The sequence below is a fragment of the Sphingomonas sp. genome, assembly GCF_039594485.1.
Lineage (GTDB): Bacteria > Pseudomonadota > Alphaproteobacteria > Sphingomonadales > Sphingomonadaceae > Sphingomonas.
In genome coordinates this window covers 121,946-138,959 of record NZ_JBCNNI010000001.1, presented here as the reverse complement: position 1 = coordinate 138,959, position 17,014 = coordinate 121,946, and the positions used below count along the sequence as shown (strand labels likewise).

At 64.2% G+C, this 17,014-nt stretch carries 18 protein-coding genes and 1 tRNA gene; 7 read left to right on the top strand and 12 right to left on the bottom strand.

The genetic code is table 11. The features are described from left to right. Positions 1-4: 4 nt before the first annotated feature. Genes ABDV78_RS00665 through hflX form a run of 3 tightly spaced genes read left to right on the top strand, consistent with a single transcriptional unit; the run spans position 5 to position 3,303 of the window. Entirely contained in the window at positions 5-1,381 is a 1,377-nt protein-coding gene (locus ABDV78_RS00665) for a sigma-54 dependent transcriptional regulator (RefSeq protein WP_343525221.1), read from the top strand. A 30-nt stretch (positions 1,382-1,411) separates the two neighbouring features. Continuing rightward, complete coding sequence (hfq, locus tag ABDV78_RS00660; RefSeq protein ID WP_343525219.1) at positions 1,412-2,014, top strand: RNA chaperone Hfq; 603 nt, start codon at positions 1,412-1,414, stop codon at positions 2,012-2,014. Further along, positions 2,011-3,303, top strand: a complete 1,293-nt coding sequence (gene hflX, locus ABDV78_RS00655) for a GTPase HflX (RefSeq protein ID WP_343525218.1) — start codon at positions 2,011-2,013, stop codon at positions 3,301-3,303. The genes hfq and hflX overlap by 4 nt, the downstream gene beginning before the upstream one ends. Here the strand turns inward: hflX and mazG are convergent. The 10 genes from mazG to radA form a co-directional block, all read right to left on the bottom strand. After that, on the bottom strand, positions 3,284-4,000 hold the full coding sequence (gene mazG, locus ABDV78_RS00650) for a nucleoside triphosphate pyrophosphohydrolase (RefSeq protein WP_343525319.1): 717 nt from the start codon (positions 3,998-4,000) through the stop codon (positions 3,284-3,286). The genes hflX and mazG overlap by 20 nt on opposite strands. A 113-nt stretch (positions 4,001-4,113) precedes the next feature. Next, positions 4,114-4,689, bottom strand: a complete 576-nt coding sequence (locus ABDV78_RS00645; RefSeq protein WP_343525217.1) for a TIGR02281 family clan AA aspartic protease — start codon at positions 4,687-4,689, stop codon at positions 4,114-4,116. After that, on the bottom strand, positions 4,686-5,450 hold the full coding sequence (locus ABDV78_RS00640; RefSeq protein WP_343525216.1) for an MBL fold metallo-hydrolase: 765 nt from the start codon (positions 5,448-5,450) through the stop codon (positions 4,686-4,688). The genes ABDV78_RS00645 and ABDV78_RS00640 overlap by 4 nt, the downstream gene beginning before the upstream one ends. Beyond that, positions 5,447-6,220 carry a TatD family hydrolase gene (locus ABDV78_RS00635; RefSeq protein WP_343525215.1) on the bottom strand — a complete coding sequence of 258 codons (774 nt, stop codon included), beginning with the start codon at positions 6,218-6,220 and terminating at the stop codon, positions 5,447-5,449. Before ABDV78_RS00635 ends, ABDV78_RS00640 begins: the two co-directional genes overlap by 4 nt. Next, a complete protein-coding gene (gene metG, locus ABDV78_RS00630; protein ID WP_343525213.1) occupies positions 6,220-7,776 on the bottom strand; it encodes a methionine--tRNA ligase in 1,557 nt (518 codons plus the stop codon). The genes ABDV78_RS00635 and metG overlap by 1 nt, the downstream gene beginning before the upstream one ends. A gap of 53 nt (positions 7,777-7,829) precedes the next feature. After that, positions 7,830-8,159 carry a DUF423 domain-containing protein gene (locus tag ABDV78_RS00625; RefSeq protein WP_343525212.1) on the bottom strand — a complete coding sequence of 110 codons (330 nt, stop codon included), beginning with the start codon at positions 8,157-8,159 and terminating at the stop codon, positions 7,830-7,832. A 3-nt stretch (positions 8,160-8,162) separates the two neighbouring features. Next, positions 8,163-9,911: a cation:proton antiporter gene (locus tag ABDV78_RS00620; RefSeq protein WP_343525211.1), complete on the bottom strand. Its 1,749-nt coding sequence runs from the start codon at positions 9,909-9,911 to the stop codon at positions 8,163-8,165. After that, positions 9,911-10,357 carry an iron-sulfur cluster assembly scaffold protein gene (locus tag ABDV78_RS00615; RefSeq protein ID WP_343525210.1) on the bottom strand — a complete coding sequence of 149 codons (447 nt, stop codon included), beginning with the start codon at positions 10,355-10,357 and terminating at the stop codon, positions 9,911-9,913. Before ABDV78_RS00615 ends, ABDV78_RS00620 begins: the two co-directional genes overlap by 1 nt. Beyond that, the gene (locus ABDV78_RS00610) at positions 10,354-10,908 is read right to left on the bottom strand and encodes a CvpA family protein (protein ID WP_343525209.1); all 555 of its coding nucleotides are present in this window, start codon (positions 10,906-10,908) and stop codon (positions 10,354-10,356) included. Before ABDV78_RS00610 ends, ABDV78_RS00615 begins: the two co-directional genes overlap by 4 nt. 122 nt (positions 10,909-11,030) lie before the next feature. Beyond that, the gene (gene radA / locus ABDV78_RS00605) at positions 11,031-12,404 is read right to left on the bottom strand and encodes a DNA repair protein RadA (RefSeq protein WP_343525207.1); all 1,374 of its coding nucleotides are present in this window, start codon (positions 12,402-12,404) and stop codon (positions 11,031-11,033) included. A 98-nt stretch (positions 12,405-12,502) separates the two neighbouring features. Between radA and ABDV78_RS00600 the strand changes: the two genes are divergently transcribed. After that, a complete protein-coding gene (locus ABDV78_RS00600) occupies positions 12,503-13,648 on the top strand; it encodes a glycosyltransferase family 1 protein (protein ID WP_343525318.1) in 1,146 nt (381 codons plus the stop codon). Positions 13,649-13,652: 4 nt separating this feature from the next. Here ABDV78_RS00600 and ABDV78_RS00595 read toward each other — a convergent pair whose 3' ends face one another. Next, positions 13,653-13,943, bottom strand: coding sequence for a DUF2218 domain-containing protein (locus ABDV78_RS00595; protein ID WP_343525205.1), 291 nt, complete (start codon positions 13,941-13,943; stop codon positions 13,653-13,655). Next, positions 13,940-14,545 (bottom strand): PadR family transcriptional regulator, encoded by a 606-nt coding sequence (locus tag ABDV78_RS00590; RefSeq protein ID WP_343525203.1) that lies wholly within the window; start codon positions 14,543-14,545, stop codon positions 13,940-13,942. Before ABDV78_RS00590 ends, ABDV78_RS00595 begins: the two co-directional genes overlap by 4 nt. A 128-nt stretch (positions 14,546-14,673) precedes the next feature. On the opposite strand from ABDV78_RS00590, the gene ABDV78_RS00585 reads away from it, so the two are divergent. From ABDV78_RS00585 to ABDV78_RS00575, 3 genes are all read left to right on the top strand, one after another. Beyond that, on the top strand, positions 14,674-16,020 hold the full coding sequence (locus tag ABDV78_RS00585) for a replication-associated recombination protein A (RefSeq protein WP_343525202.1): 1,347 nt from the start codon (positions 14,674-14,676) through the stop codon (positions 16,018-16,020). Further along, positions 16,001-16,864, top strand: a complete 864-nt coding sequence (locus ABDV78_RS00580; RefSeq protein ID WP_343525200.1) for a hypothetical protein — start codon at positions 16,001-16,003, stop codon at positions 16,862-16,864. Before ABDV78_RS00585 ends, ABDV78_RS00580 begins: the two co-directional genes overlap by 20 nt. Before the next feature lie 18 nt (positions 16,865-16,882). Further along, positions 16,883-16,957, top strand: a tRNA-Thr gene (locus tag ABDV78_RS00575). Positions 16,958-17,014 lie beyond the last annotated feature (57 nt).

The window sequence follows — 17,014 nt, the reverse complement described above, 5'->3', positions numbered from 1 at the left end:
GATCATGGCTTTGGACATCCTCGTCGTCGACGACGAACTCGACATTCGCGAACTGGTCGCGGGCGTGCTGGAAGACGAAGGCTATGATGCCCGCGTCGCCGCCGACAGCGATTCCGCGCTGGAGGCGATGGCCGTGCGTCGGCCCTCGCTCGTGCTGCTTGACGTATGGTTGCAAGGCTCGCGACTGGACGGCCTGGAACTGCTGGACGAGATCAAGCGCCGCGACCCTTCCATCCCGGTCCTGGTCATTTCCGGCCATGGCAATCTGGATACGGCGGTGGCCGCGATCCGAAAGGGCGCGGCGGACTTTATCGAAAAGCCGTTCGAGGCCGAGCGCCTGCTGCTGATGGTCGGCCGCGCGACCGAAACCGAGCGGCTCAGGCGCGAGAACGCCTCGTTGCGGGCGAGTGCCGGGCGGGAGAACGACCTGACCGGATCGTCGAGTGCGATCAACGGCATCCGTGCGACCCTGAAACGTGTCGCTGCGACCGGCAGCCGGGTGTTGATCATGGGCGCCGCGGGGGTCGGCAAGGAAGTCGCCGCACGGCTGCTCCATGGCTGGAGCAACCGTGCCGATGCGCCCTTTGTCGTCGTCAGCGCCGCGCGCATGACGCCGGAACGAGTCGAGGAAGAGCTGTTCGGGGTTGAGGAGGGGGGCGATCTCGTTCGCACCGGCCTGCTCGAACAGGCGCATGGCGGCACGCTGTTCCTCGACGAGATCGCCGACATGCCGATCGCGACCCAGGCACGCATTCTCCGCGTGCTGACCGACCAGAGCTTTACCCGGGTGGGCGGTACGCGGGTCGTCAAGGTCGATGTCCGCGTCGTTTCCGCGACCGCGCGCGACCTGACGCAGGAGATCGCCGAGGGCCGGTTCCGCGAGGACCTCTATTACCGCCTGAACGTCGTGCCGGTCACGATTCCGTCGCTGGCCGAGCGCCGTGAGGATATCCCGCCCCTGGTCGAGCATTTCATGGCGCATTACGCCACCGAGCGTCGTGTCCGCACGCCAGAGATCGCCCCCGATGCGATGGTGGCGATGCAGTCCTATGACTGGCCCGGCAATGTCCGCCAGTTGCGCAACGTCGTCGAGCGGACGATCATCCTGGCACCCGGGGACCGGATCGCGCGGATCGACCTCGATCTGTTGCCCGCCGAAGTTCTGGGCGAGGGGGCGGACATGGGTGGCGGCGGCACTGCTTCGATCATGGGTGCGCCGCTCCGCGAGGCGCGGGAAAGCTGGGAACGTGAGTATCTGCGCATCCAGATCCGCCGTTTCTCGGGCAACATTTCACGCACCGCGAGCTTCATCGGGATGGAGCGATCGGCGCTGCATCGCAAGCTCAAGCTGCTGGGTATCAGTGAAACGCGCGAGGAATGACGGCTTGGGCGGTCGTGAGCCTCTGGACGAATGATCGATGAAACCATAAATGACGAAGGCGCCCGGTGGACGGGCGCTGTTCCGACGCCGGGAAACGGCGCAACCCGCGGGCACGGATCCGCCAAGAACAAGGGCTCTATGATGGCCGAAAAATCAGGTTCGCTCCAGGATCTGTTTCTGAACGCATTGCGGCGTTCCAAGGCGCCGGTGACGATGTTTCTCGTCAAGGGCGTCAAACTCCAGGGTATCGTGACCTGGTTCGATAACTTCTCGGTTCTGCTCCGCCGCGACGGGCAGTCCCAGCTCATCTATAAGCACGCGATATCCACCATCATGCCTTCGGGGCCGCTCGACGTGGCGGCGATCGTCGACGGTGTGAACGAACAGCAGCGCAAGCATCCGCTTTTGCAGGAGATTTTCCTGAATGCAGTGCGCAAGTCCGAAGACCCTGTGACAATGTTCCTGATCAACGGCGTGATGCTGCAGGGCCAGATTGCGGGCTTCGACCTCTTCTGCATGCTGCTTCAGCGCGAAGGCATGGCGCAGCTCGTCTACAAACATGCCGTTTCGACCATTCAGCCGGCCCGTCCGCTGAACCTGGCCGAAGAGCAGGCTGGATCGGCCGAGGATTGAGTACCGGCTTCGATCGTGATCGTGGCGAGTTCGCGCGGGGTGCGCGAACCGTCATCGTTCTGCCCGATCAGGGCGATGCGGCACGCGATGCCGAGGCCCGGTTGGATGAGACCGCCGGTCTCGCCATGGCGATCGGGCTCGACGTGGTCGAGCGCATTGCTTTGCGTGTCCGTGCGCCCAAGCCCGCGACGCTGATCGGTAGCGGTCAGGTCGAACAGGTTGCGCAACAGGTGCGGATGGAGGAGGCGCAGCTTGTCGTATTCGACGGTGCGCTGACTCCGGTGCAGCAACGCAATCTGGAGACGGCCCTGGAAGCCAAGGTCATCGACCGAACCGGCCTGATCCTCGAAATCTTCGGCGAGCGGGCTGCGACGGCCGAAGGGCGGTTGCAGGTCGAATTGGCGCATCTGGATTACCAGGCAGGACGACTCGTCCGAAGCTGGACACATCTTGAGCGTCAGAGGGGCGGTTTCGGCTTTCTCGGCGGCCCCGGTGAAACCCAGATCGAGGCAGACCGCCGGATGATCCGCGACCGGATGGCCCGGCTGCGCCGCGAATTGGATCAGGTCAGTCGGACCCGTGGGCTCCATCGTGACCGGCGTCAGCGCGCGCCCTGGCCAGTGATTGCACTGGTCGGCTATACCAATGCTGGAAAATCGACCCTTTTCAATCGATTGACCGGCGCTGATGTCATGGCGAAGGACCTTTTGTTCGCCACGCTTGACCCTACTCTGCGACAAATCCAGTTGCCTGGGATCGACAAGGCGATCCTGTCGGATACCGTGGGCTTCGTCTCCGATCTTCCCACTCAATTGGTCGCCGCGTTCAAGGCTACGCTCGAGGAGGTCGTATCCGCCGACCTATTGATCCATGTGCGCGACATTGCTCACCCGGACAGCGAAGCGCAACGCGCCGACGTCGAGGCGGTGCTGACCGAGATCGGCGTCGATCCAGAGACACCACGGTTCGAGGCGTGGAACAAGATCGATCTGGTCCAAGGCGACCTGCGCGACGACCTGTTAACCGAGGCCGAAAGGCGTCCGAACATCGTCACGGTATCCGCGATGACGGGGGAGGGTGTCGATGACCTGATCGAGCAGGTCGCTGCCGCACTGACCCAGGGGCACCGGCGTTACCGCATCGCGCTCGACGCCGGTGACGGGGCGGGGGCGGCATGGCTCCACGCACATGGCGAAGTCCTGGATCAGGCGATCGAAGACGCTCAGCTCGTCTATGATGTCCGCCTGTCCCCGGCGGATTATGAGCGCTTTACCCGTCGCGGTGCTTGACGCGCTTCCATAAGGCTTCCTTGCCGTCGAGGTCGAGGGTCGCGAACGCTTCGCCACCCTCGGCTTCCATGGCTCGAAAGCGGCGCTCGAACTTTCTATTGCCGGCGCGCAAGGCCGTCTCCGCGTCGATACCATGGTGGCGCGCCCAGTTCACGACGGCAAAGAGCAGGTCGCCAAATTCCTCCTCGAGGGTTTCGGGCGTGGCTTCGGCGATCTCCTGCAATTCTTCGTCGATCTTGGCGCGGGCACCACTTGCATCGGGCCAGTCAAAGCCGCCCCGCGCCGCGCGCTTCTGAAGTTTCTCGGCCCGCATCAGGGCGGGCAGGCCCAGGGCGACGCCATCCAACGTTCCGCCCGCAGCCTTGGTGCGTCGTTCCTCGGCCTTGATCTGTTCCCACAGATGATGGCCACCTTCGCTGGATTCGCCGAAGATATGGGGATGGCGACGTTCCATCTTGTCGCTGATCGCGGTGACGACATCCGCGAAATTGAAATAGCCCATATCTTCCGCGATTTGCGCGTGAAATACGACTTGAAGCAACAGGTCGCCAAGTTCGTCCTTCAGGTCCGCCAGGTCGCGACGCGCGATCGCGTCGGCCACCTCATGGGCCTCTTCAATGGTATACGGAGCAATGCTCTCGAAGCTCTGCGCCACGTCCCATTCGCAACCAGTCTGTGGGTTCCTCAGGCGCTTCATGATGGTCAGCAGGCGATCCAACGGCGTTGCTCCTCGATGGTCCAGTGGGGGCAGTGACACCCCGACAGAACGTCATAGTGTAAAATCGATAATATATATTATGTGAAACTAAGTTAGTTTTCTGGATTGAGGATCAGAGTACCCTTCTCGGCTCTCCAGCGTCCGATCCGCTTCAAGACATTCATTCCGATCACGTCCTGATCGCCAAACGACGGCGACACCACGGCTCCGACATCGTTCAGGACGATGGTGCCGATACTTAACTGGCGGATAGTGCTATGATCGGCGGTGACTGGGCCATTCGCGGTTTCCAGGATCGCTGGAAACGGACTTTGGGCCAGATCGAGTCCTGCTGCCCGGGCTGTGGCGACCGACAGCGCGGTGGTGGTCGCACCGCTGTCGATCAGCATTCGCCGCTCGATCCCGTTGATCCGAACATTCGCCCAGAAATGTCCATCAGAGGCTATGGGAATGCGCACTGTCCCGCCCTGCGGTCTGGTGGATGGCCAGAGTGCCAGGAATCGGTCCCGTTGCGCTATCAGAAGAAAGCCGACACAAAAGATAGCGATCCAAACCAGTCCCATTTTGACAGTCCGTCCGATGGGAATGCGACGGGCCGCCAAGGCACTCAACGGCAACAGCAACAGGATGCCATAATAGACCAGGTCCATGGCCCGGTCGCCGGTCACACGACGATCTCCATCCCGTCATAAGCCGGAACCACGCCCTCGGGCAGTTCCCGGGTCAACGTGGCATAGTCCATGGAGTGGTCCATGTGGATGAGGACACTCCGCTTGGGGCGAAGCATCTTGATCCATTTGAGTACGGATGGCAGATCGGCATGGGCCGGATGCGGACGACGACGCAACGCATCGACAACCCACACGTCGAGATCGCTGTAAAAATCAGCCATCTCGTCCGTTAACTCATGAAAATCAGTGGCATAGCCTACTCTTCGGCCATCATGCTCGAACCGTAATCCGGCCGAGCTGATCCGGCCATGCGGCTGGTCGACCACGGAGACAGCGATCTCGCCCAAGGTCATCTGGTCCTCCAGCACCGCCATGGTCGCCGTGGGCGGATAGCCGGTCTTGCCTCGAAAGACATAGCCAAACCGGCTTTCCAGCGACTGGGCGGTAAAGGGGCGTGCATAACCGGCGACCGGATGCCCAAGAGCGTGATATATTTGACGGAGATCGTCGATGCCGTGACAGTGATCGGCGTGATCATGCGTCCAGACGACGGCGTCGACCGTGCCGACTCCGGCCGCAAGCAACTGCTCCCGCATGTCGGGCCCCGTGTCGATCAGGATACGGGTCGCGTCATGCTCAACCAATGCAGCCTGGCGCATCCGGCGGTTGCGGGGATTGGTGGGATTGCACTGCCCCCAATCATTACCGATCCGCGGGACGCCCGAGGATGTACCGCAACCCAGGATACGGATTTTCACACGCGAGTCTTTGCAAACAGGCGATGGAAATTCTCGGCGGTTGCCTGGGTCAGCATGTCCACCGTCTCACCACGAAGGTCGGCGAGGAACCGGGCAGTGTCGGCGACAAAGGCCGGTTCGCCGGTCTTCCCCCGATGCGGTACCGGCGCCAGGAACGGAGCGTCCGTTTCGATCAGCAACCGTTCGAGCGGAAGGCGTGCGGCCGTTTCCTGAAGGTCTTTGGCACTCTTGAACGTAACGATACCCGAAATGGATATATAAAGTCCTAATGCCAGGGCCTTATCGGCGAAATCTCCACTCGCCGTGAAGCAGTGGATAACCCCCGGATAAGCCCCCTTCCCCATCTCCTCGGCCAGAATAGCCGCAGTGTCCTCCTCGGCTTCGCGGGTATGGACAATGAGTGGCAGGCCGGTCTCGCGACATGCCGCGATATGGGCGCGAAAGCTCGCCTGCTGGCGGGCACGATCGCTATGATCGTAATAGTAATCCAGCCCGGTTTCACCGATACCGACGACGCGGGGATGCGCCGCCCGCTCGACCAGTCGAGCCGTATCGACATTCGGATGGGCGTCGGCCTCGTGCGGATGAATGCCGACCGTGGCCCAGACATCGGGCTCCCGCTCGGCGGTGGCGATCACCGCATCCCACTCATTCTCTCGCGTCGCGATGTTGAGCATGGCCGTCACCCCCCGCTCCCGCGCGCGGGCAAGAACGGCCGGATCCTCCGGCAAGCCCTTGTAATTGAGGTGGCAATGGCTGTCGGCCAGCATCAGGAGACAGCCTCGGCCGGGATTTCGAGACGAGGGAAAGCCGGTGTCGGCGGATCGAGCGGAACCCCTTGCGCGGCGCGGCGCGCATACCATCCGTCATCGTCGATCGCGACGTGATCGCGTTCATCCGCCCCCAGCGTGTCGAGGATCAGCCCCGCGCCACGCGGCGTCACCGGCAGGATCGATATCGCCAGCATGCGGATGGCGCGGACCAGCGTGCCGAGCACCGCGTGCATCCGCTCTGGATCGGTCTTGCGCAGCGACCAGGGGGCCTGCACATCAATATACTGGTTGCAGGCATAGACGCCGCGCATCCACGCCTCGATCCCCTGGCTGAGCAGAAGATCGTCAAAGGCGGTCTTCATTCCCGCACAGGCGACGACGACCTCTTCCAGGAGCATGGCATCGGCCGGGTCACTCCGTCCCGCCCCGGGGAGTTCGCCACCCAAATTCTTGGCGATGAACGAAAGGGTTCGCTGCGCCAGATTGCCGAAGCTGTTGGCCAGTTCGGCATTGACGCGGGTGACGATGGCTTCGGCCGAATAAGATCCATCCTGTCCGAAGCTGACCTCACGCAGGAAGAAATACCGCAGCGCATCGACGCCGAACGCATCGGCCAACCCCATCGGATCGACGACATTGCCGATCGACTTCGACATCTTCTCGCCCCGGTGGAGCAGGAAACCGTGGCCGAAAACCGACCGGGGCAGCGGCAGGTCGGCCGACATGAGGAAGGCAGGCCAATAGACCGTATGGAAGCGGATGATGTCCTTGCCGATCAGGTGAAGATTCGCCGGCCAGAAGCGCGCCAGATCGCTCGTCGCATCGGGATAGCCGGTGCCGGTCAGGTAATTGGTCAGTGCATCGACCCAGACATACATGACGTGGCCGGGGCTGCCGGGCACCGGCACACCCCAGTCGAAGCTGGTGCGCGACACGGACAGATCGGACAGTCCGCCCTCGACGAAACGCATCACCTCATTGCGGCGGCTTTCGGGACGGATGAAATCGGGATTGTCGCGATAAAGGTCTAGCAGCCGCTGCTGATAATGGGACAGGCGGAAGAACCAGGTTTCCTCGGCCGTCCATTCGACCGGGGTTCCCTGCGGCGACAGCTTGGTGCCGTCCTCGCCGACGGACAGTTCGCTCTCGTCATAAAAGGCCTCGTCCCGGACCGAATACCAGCCCTCGTAGCGGTCGAGATACAGATCGCCCTTGGCCTGCATCGCCTTCCAGATCGCTTGGCTGGCGGCGTAATGATCGGCATCGACCGTTCGGATGAAGCGGTCGTAAGAGATATCAAGACGATCCGCCATCACATGGAAATGGCTCGACATTTCATCGGCGAACTCGCGCGTTGGAATGCCCCGCGCACGTGCGGCCTGGGCCATTTTGAGACCATGCTCGTCGGTGCCGGTCTGGAACAGGACATCGCGTCCCGCCTGACGCTGGAACCGGGCGATGACGTCGGCAGCCACCATTTCATAAGCATGGCCGATATGCGGACGGCCATTGGGATAATGGATGGCGGTGGTGATATAGAATGGATCGGCCATAGCCGGTCCCTAGAACATCCCCTCGCGCAGGTGAAGCCCGTGTGCTCCGCCTCTTACCCGCGCAGGCCCCAGGCGAACCAAAGCCATCCGACGATCAGGAGGGTGCCCCCTATCGGGGTGATCGCGCCCAGCCATCGCGGTGCGCCAAAGGCCATGGCGTATAAGGTCCCGGCAAAGATCGCCGCACCAGCGACGAACAACCAAGCCACGCCCCTCGCCTCGAAGCGCAACGCAACGAGCGCGGCGACCGCGTGGACAAGCTGATACTGGCCACCCGTGCGCAGCCATTCGACGGCCACCCCATCGGCCCAGTGAGCGCCGAAGGCCCCGGCGGCGATCGCGATCGCGCCCGACAGCGCGGCCAGAACGGCTATCAATCCCATTGGTCAGCCCTTTCGCTCATCCTGCGTAATGACCCGCTCGCTGGCGGCGTGCAGGTCCCCGGCGGCCGCCTGTGCGGCCAGTCGTTCCTTGTCCCGTGCCCGGTACATGGTTTCCACCCGGTCGATTTCAGCATGATCGACCTCCAGGCTGCCCAGCGCGAGCCGGGCCATCTTGACCGCCGATTCGAGAACCTCGCGAACCACATATTGCGCGGGGCTCCCCTTCAGCCGCAATACCGCCCGGCGGTCATAGGCGCGCACGAACAGCGCCGCGTTCGGGAAGGCCGCATGAACGCTTTCGAGCAGTTCGAGCGTGATCTGGTCCTCGTCAAGACAGAAGAGGATCAGTTCGGCCTCGGCCGCGCCCGCCTGTCGCAGCAGGTCGAGCCGGGTGCCATCGCCATAATAGACCTTGGCCCCGAACGACGCAGCGATGTCGATCATTTCGATATCGCGGTCGATCAGCGTCACCGGCACGTCGCTGGCGATCAGCATCTGCGCGACCGTCTGGCCGAAACGACCATAGCCGACGATCAGGGCATTCGCCCCGTCGGTCTTCGGCCCGTCGCGCTCCTCCCCTCGGGTGATCACCGGCTCTTCGCGGATCCGGCGTGTCAGCCGCATCAGGAACGGTGTGGTGGCCATCGAGAGGGTGATGATGGCGCCGAACAGGCTGGCGGCTTCCGGGGCGATCAGATACCCTTGCTGGGCCTGGGCGAACAGCACGAAGCCGAATTCGCCGCCCTGGCTCATCAACAGGCCGAGCGCGAGCGCCGAGCGCCAGTTCATCCGGAACGCCAGACCGATCAGCGCGATGACCAGGGTCTTCGCCGCGATCAGCGCCATCGCCATGACAGCGACGAAGAGCGGTCGCTCGGCGATGGCGGGCAGGTTCAACATCATCCCAACCGCCAGGAAGAACAGGCCGAGCAGGATCGAGCGGAACGGCTCGACATCGGCCTCCAGTTCGTGTCGATAGGGGCTGTCGGCGAGCATCACGCCCGCGATGAAGGCGCCAAGGGCGGTCGATAGGCCCAGCACCTCCATCACCGCCGCGCTGGCGATGACGGTGAACAGCCCGGCAAAGACGAACATCTCGCGCTCGCCCATATTGCCGATCAGGCGGAACAGCGGACGCAACAGGAAACGGCCCGCGACGATCAGGCCGATGATCGCCCCCACCGTTTCCAACGCCAATATCCATCCTGGCGGCCCGGTATGATCCGCTGGGTTGCGTGACATCGCCGCGACGATGGTGATGAGCGGAACGATGGACAGGTCCTGAAACAGCAGGATCGAAAAGGCCCGTTCGCCAAAGGGTGTTCGCAACCGCCCCGAGGATTGCAGCATCGGCAGCACCTGCGCGGTCGAGGACAGGGCAAGTGGCAGGCCAAGCGCCAGTGCCGCCTCGATCGAGAAATTTGCGAGCAGGACGATCCCGGTGATCGCCAGACCGCACGCCACCACCTGAAGGAGGCCCAGCCCGAAAATCTCATGCTTCATCCGCCACAGCCGGGCGGGGTTCAGTTCGAGGCCGACGATGAAGAGAAGAAGGGTGATACCGATTTCGGCGATGCCGAGCTTGGATTCTGCATCACCGACCAGCCCCAGCACGTGCGGCCCGACGACCGCGCCCGCGACCAGATAGCCCAGCGTCGCACCCAGACCCAGTCGGCGGAACACCAGGACGAAGGCGAGCGCGCTTCCGAACAGGATCGCGCCGTCGCGCAACAGCGAGATTTCCCCGTGCATCAGCGCATCGTCCCGGCTGCTGCGTGCTGGGCCGCCTGGGCCGCTTGGGCCGCCGCCTCGAACGCCAGCCGGATCGAGGGATGCCGGGCGGTATGGGGCAAGGCAGGAGCGAAGACGCCAAGCCCCGGCCAGTCGGGGGCGCTTCCCTCTCCCGTCGCCAGCCATTCGGTCAGCCTGTCGCGTGCGGCCGCCAACTCGTCCGGGGTCCGTCCGATCACATGGTTCGCCAGCAATGCCGATGACGCCTGTCCCAGCGCGCAGGCACGTACCAGCATCCCGACCTCGGCGACGCGACCATCGGCATCCAGATTGACGTCGACGGTGACGCGACTGCCGCAAATGGGCGATCGTCGCTCGACGCTGGCCATCGGATCGCTCAGCCGTCGGTCATGCGGAATGGCGGTGGTCAACCGCAGGATCTCGGCATTGTAGAGGGGGGCGCTCATGATGGATTCTCGCTGCTATTGTCGGCGGGCGGCGTGGGCGCGCCGAAGACGGGAAGGCCACGCCGGCGGCGATCCACGAAGTCCGCAATGCCTGCGCTGGTTGCATTCAGCAGCTTGTAGGTGCGGCTCTTGACCATCCATTCGGGCCGCCGCGCTGGGCCGCCGCCGACCGTATCGACCATGAGCGCGACGACCAGGAAGACGAGGCTCGCCAGGATCAGACCTTTCAACGCCCCGAAGCCGAAACCCAATGCCCGGTCGACCGGGCCCAGGACCGACGTGCGCGTCCGCTGCCCGATCGCGCGGGCGACCATGCGACCACCCAGATAGGTCACGCCGACGATCAGGGCGAACGCCAGCACCGCCGCGCCCGAGACCGTCCCGACAATGCCCGTCAGCGCCTGCGCCAACGGGATGTGAAACAGCTTCAGCGCGGCAACGATCGCGACCCAGGCGAACAACGCCAAGACCTCGGTCACGAAGCCGCGGAGAAAACCCTGGATCGCAGCCCCGAAGACCGCGATCAGGACGAGAATATCAAGGGCCGTCAACGCCTGTACCCAACTTTCACGCCCGCCGCCGCGCCTGTCCCGGCGAGGACCGTCACCGGCCGTTCGTCAGGGCCATGACCGCCAAGGGGGCATGTGGCGGGCATGTTCGCGTCGGTCCCTCGCTACCCCCGCCCCAGCATATGGTCAACGAACTCGGCCAGCGTGCGGAACCCGGTCATGCTCAGCCCGCCCTCGTCACCCGCCATGGATCGCGGGAGCATCGCCCGCTCGAAGCCCAGCTTGCCCGCCTCCTTCAGCCGGAGGGGCCCATGCGCGACCGAACGGATTTCGCCCGACAAGGCGATCTCGCCGAAGACCACCGCACTCGAAGACACCGGCCGCTCCGACAGAGCGGAGATCAGCGCGGCGGCAACGGCCAGATCGGCGGCCGGATCCTGCACCCGGTACCCCCCGGCGATGTTCAGATAGACTTCCGCCGATGAGAAACTGAGCCCGCACCGTGCCTCCAGCACCGCCAGGATCATCGCCAGCCGCCCCGTATCCCAGCCGACCACCGCCCGCCGCGGCGTCGCACCCGAGGCCAGGCGCACGGTCAGCGCCTGAATCTCGACCAGAACCGGACGCGTTCCCTCCAGCGCGGGAAAGACCGTCGCGCCGGTCACGCCCTCTTCGCGGTTGGTCAGGAACAGAGAGGAGGGATTGCCCACCTCGCTCAGGCCCTCGGTCTGCATGGCGAAGACGCCGATCTCGTCGGTGCCGCCGAAACGGTTCTTGATCGCCCGCAGGATACGATATTGATGGCTACGCTCGCCCTCGAAGGCCAGCACCGTGTCGACCATATGTTCGAGCACGCGCGGGCCCGCGATCGAGCCGTCCTTGGTGACGTGTCCGACCAGCACGACGGCCGTACCCCGTTCCTTGGCGAAGCGGATCAGTTCCTGGCCCGACGCGCGCACCTGGCTGACCGTGCCGGGCGCACCCTCGATCAGGTCGGAATGCATTGTCTGGATCGAGTCGATGATTAGCAGCGCAGGCGGCGTGCCGAGCGACAAAGTCGTCAGGATGTCGCGGACCGACGTCGCCGCCGCGAGCCGCACCGGCGCCTGCCCCAGCCCCAGCCGACGCGCGCGCAACCGGACCTGATCCGCGGCCTCTTCGCCCGAAACATAGGCGACCGGCCGCCCCGCCATGGCAAGCTTCGCCGCGGCCTGTAGCAACAGGGTCGACTTGCCGATTCCGGGATCGCCGCCGATCAGGGTCGCCGAACCCTCGACGAAACCACCGCCCAGCGCGCGGTCCAGTTCAGCGATGCCGGTGGCCATCCGGTCGGGCAGCGGGATATCGGCATCCAGCCCGACGAGCTGGATCGCACGCCCTCCCCCCTGGAGGTTATGCTTGGCGGCGAAGGGCGTGACCTGGACCGGCGCCTCTTCCAGCATGGTGTTCCACTCGGAACAGTCCGGGCACTGCCCCTGCCAGCGCGAGGATACCGAGCCACAGGATTGGCAGACATAACGCTTCTGGATCTTGGCCATGACCACGCTCTAGCGCCACTGGAACGAAAATGGAACAGAGACGGCGCGTGCCGGCGGGAGTGGTCATCATGCTCGCCGCCCGCTATGGGGCGGATTCCATGACCCCAGACCAGTTTCGTGTCGCCCTGTTCAGCGGCAATTATAATTACACGCGCGACGGCGCGAACCAGAGCCTGAACCTGCTGGTCGGACACCTGCTGGAACGGGGCGTCGCGGTGCGCGTCTACTCGCCGACCTCCTCGACCCCCGCCTTCCCCCCGGTCGGCGACCTGGTCGACGTGCCCGCCATCCCCCTGCCCTTCCGCGCCGATTATCGGCTGGGCCGCGGCCTCCCTGCGAATACGCGCCGCGATCTGGAGGACTTCGCGCCGAACATCGTCCATGTCTCGGCGCCCGAGTTTCTGGGCCATGCGGCGGTGCGCTGGGCGCGCGAGCATCAGGTCGCCTCGATCGCGTCGGTGCATACCCGGTTCGAAACCTATCCGGCCTATTATGGCCTGGGCTTCCTGGAGCCGATGATCGTCCGGCTGCTGACCCGTTTCTATAACAAATTCGACCGGATCGTCGCGCCGAGCCCCAGCATGATCGCGCTCTTACGTGGTTGGGGGGTGACGCCGCCGATGAGCATCTGGTCTCGCGGCATCGACCATGATCGCTTCCAGCCGTCGCGGCGTAGCCTGGAATGGCGTCGATCGCTGGGCATCGCTGATCATGAGGTCGCGATCGGGTTCCTCGGCCGGTTGGTCAAGGAGAAGGGGCTCGACGTCTTTGCCGAGGTGCTGGCGGAACTGCGGCGTCGCGGGGTCGCGCACAAGGTCCTGATCGTCGGCAAGGGGCCTGCGCAGGACTGGTTCGCGCGGGCGACACCGGATGCGATCTTCGCGGGGTACCAGACGGGTGACGATCTGGGGCGGGCCGTGGCGTCGATGGACATCTTCTTCAACCCCAGCGTCACCGAGACATTCGGCAACGTGACGACCGAGGCGATGGCGGCCGGCGTGCCGGTCGTGGCGGCGAATGCCACGGGTGCGATGGATCTGGTCGCGGACGGCAAGACAGGCTTCCTGGTGCCGGCCCGCGACATCGCCGGCTATGCCGATGCCCTGCAGCGGATCGCGACCGACCCCGATCTCCGCCGCCGGTTCAGCGATGCGGGGCAGGCCCGCGTCGCCGATTACCGTTGGGACAAGGTCAACGATGCCATGCTGGACGCCTATGGGGCGTTGTTCGAGGATCGTCCCTGAAACATCAGCCTTCGCGCCAGTCGAAGGTAAGAGGAGCCTCGCGAAAGGCGAAGCGGTCGAGATGGCTCGACACAACCTCGCGCATACGGGCCGTATCCCCGTCCTCCGGCACGGACAGCACGACGTCTAGCATCTCGCTGTCCGCGCGCATTTCCAGCTTCGATCCGTTGGGGAAGACGATTGTCCCCTCCTCCGGCGTAAAGCTGACCTCCATCTTGTGGCTCCAGTGCTTGGCGAGTTGCTGGAGATAACGGCTGGCCGACAGGGTCGGTACGCGTGCGACCGAAATGCTCATTTCATGCGCTCCACTTTCTGGGCAAGTTCATCGATCATCGCCGCGACCTCGTGCATCATGTCCTGCGACGCATTACCACGTCCGAAGCGCTCGCCGAGAGCCATCTTCAATCCCCCCATCGCGCGCCGGATCGGCGCGGCGTCGACCCGCTCGCGCTGCTCGCCCAAAGCCAGCAAACGGGCGATCAGGGCATCGACCTGTTCCGCATTTTCGGAAAGATGGGTCCGGCCCTGCTCGGTCACCGCGAAACGCTTCTTGGAACCGGCGGACTGCTGCTCCTCGATAAAGCCCATTTCGTCGAGAAGCGTGATCGTCGGATAGATGACGCCGGGGCTGGGCGCGTAGGCGCCGCCGGTCATCGTCTCGATCTCGCGGATCAGGTCGTAGCCGTGCCGTGGTTCGTCGGCGATCAGCTTGAGGAGCACGAGGCGCAGCTCCCCACCGTCGAACATGCGCCGGCTGCGTCCTCCGCCCCGACGGCGCGTATCGCCGTCGTTCAGCCGCTCGATCCAATGAAAGAACCGCTCGACATCCATCTCGGGACGGGTGGCGTGTCGGGAAGTGTGATGGTGGCGACCGCCGCCATGGGAAAAGCGAAACATGATTTGTCCTTCACATCCTTATCGTGATGCACTCAAGATATATCTTAATCTCGGACAGTCAAGACCGTCTTAGATATATCTTCATATGTGAGGGTGACGATACCGTTCGCGTATCCTACATGGCCGTCATGGCCGATCTGTTTGCGGGCATGGACCCCGCCCCCGCCCCGTCCCCCGTGTCGGCAAATGCGCCGCTGGCCGATCGGCTTCGCCCTGAAACGCTGAGCGATGTGGTGGGACAGGATCATCTGACCGGGCCGGAGGGTGCGATCGGTCGGATGGTCGCCGCCGGGCGGTTGTCTTCGATGATCCTCTGGGGGCCGCCGGGCACGGGCAAGACGACGATTGCGCGGCTGCTCGCCGCTGCGGTGGGACTACGCTATGCGGCGATATCGGCCGTGTTTTCCGGTGTCGCCGATCTGAAGAAGGTCTTTGCCGAGGCCCGCGATCATGCACGGGCGGGCCAACGCACATTGTTGTTCGTGGACGAGATTCACAGGTTCAACCGCGCGCAACAGGATGGCTTCCTGCCCTTTGTCGAGGATGGTACGGTCACCCTGGTCGGCGCGACGACGGAAAATCCTTCGTTCGAACTCAACGCCGCCTTGCTCAGCCGTGCACAAGTCCTGATTCTCCACCGATTGGGACAGACCGCGCTCGAACAATTGCTGGACCGTGCCGAGGTCGAGATGGAGCGCCCCCTGCCCCTGCGACCCGGCGCACGCGACGCCCTGATCGCCAGTGCCGACGGCGATGGCCGGTTCCTGTTGAACCAGGCGGAGACGCTCTTCTCGGTCGACCTGCCCGAACCGCTCGACGCCGCCGGTCTGTCGACGTTCCTCCAGCGTCGGGTCGCGGTGTACGACAAGGACCGCGAGGGGCATTACAACCTGATCTCCGCGCTTCACAAATCGATCCGCGGCTCCGATCCACAGGCGGCGCTCTATTATCTGGCGCGGATGCTGACCGCGGGCGAGGAACCGCTCTATGTGCTGCGTCGCCTGACCCGCGCAGCGATCGAGGATATCGGCCTGGCCGACCCGCAGGCTCTGACCCAGTGTCTGGCGGCCAAGGATGCCTATGAGTTCCTCGGATCACCCGAGGGGGAATTGGCGATTGTCCAGGCTTGTCTCTATTGCGCGACCGCGCCCAAGTCCAACGCCGCCTATAAGGCACAAAAGCAGGCCTGGCGGGTGGCGAAGGAGACGGGCTCGCTGATGCCCCCCGCCAATATCCTGAATGCACCAACCAAGTTGATGAAGCAGATCGGCTATGGCGCGGGATATCAATATGACCATGATGCCGAGGGGGGCTTTTCGGGGGCCAATTACTGGCCCGACGAACTGTCGCCCCAGCCACTTTACGAACCGTCGGGACGGGGGCTGGAAAAGCGCATCGCCGAGCGCATGGCGTGGTGGGACGAGCGCCGCCGGGCTCTGCAGGAAGGCGAGGCGCGTGACGCCCATCGCGGCTGATCGTTTCTCCGGTTTCGTCGCGATCGACTGGTCCGGGGCACAGGGCGTCGCACACAGGGGCATCCGCATGGCGCAGTGCCGCACCGGCGAGGATTCGCCGACCTTGGTGCCGCCGCCGGAGCGATTCTGGTCGCGCGAGGCGGTCGCGCGCTGGTTACGCGATCGGGCCGAAGAGCCGCTGCTGATCGGTTTCGACTTCAGCTTCTCCGCCCCCTTTGTCGGGCGCGGTGCCCATCTGCCCGGCGATCCACCCACGGCCGACGCCCGCGCCTTGTGGCGCCATGTCGAACAGAGTTGCGACGATCCCGATCTGGGCGCGCGCAGCTTCCTGGAGGAACGACGTGGCCGTCATTTCTATTTCGGCGCGGCCGATGGGCGAAAGGCCGACTTCCTTCACTGGCGGCAGTGCGAAATCGCCGCTGACGGAGCGCGCAAGCCGTCCACCGTCTATGACGCGATCGGTGCCTCGCAAGTGGCCAAGGCGAGCTTTGCGGGGATGCGGCTGCTCCATCGTCTGTCGGGGCATGTCGCGATATGGCCGTTCGATCCGGTACCGTCCAAGGGGGCAGTGATCGTCGAAATCTATACCGCCATCGCCGCGCGCGATGCGGGGCGTCCGCGCGGGCGGAGCAAGATTCGCGACGCGACGTCGCTGGATGAGGCGCTGTCCCATCTGGACAGTCGTCCCCATGCCGCGCTGGACTCCTATGACGATCACAGCACCGATGCCATCGTCACCGCCGCTTGGTTGCGCCGCGCCGTCGATCGCCCCTGTCTCTGGCATCCGTCGGGCCTTTCGCCGCTTATCGCACAAACGGAGGGCTGGACCTTTGGCGTGTGTTGACGCTAGGGGAGCGGCGATGCCGGATTAGCACAGCGGTAGTGCAGCGGTTTTGTAAACCGAAGGTCGGGGGTTCGATCCCCTCATCCGGCACCATAGTCCTTGATCGACGACCGATGAACGGCACCATTTTGAACGATGGGCGTTACAGTG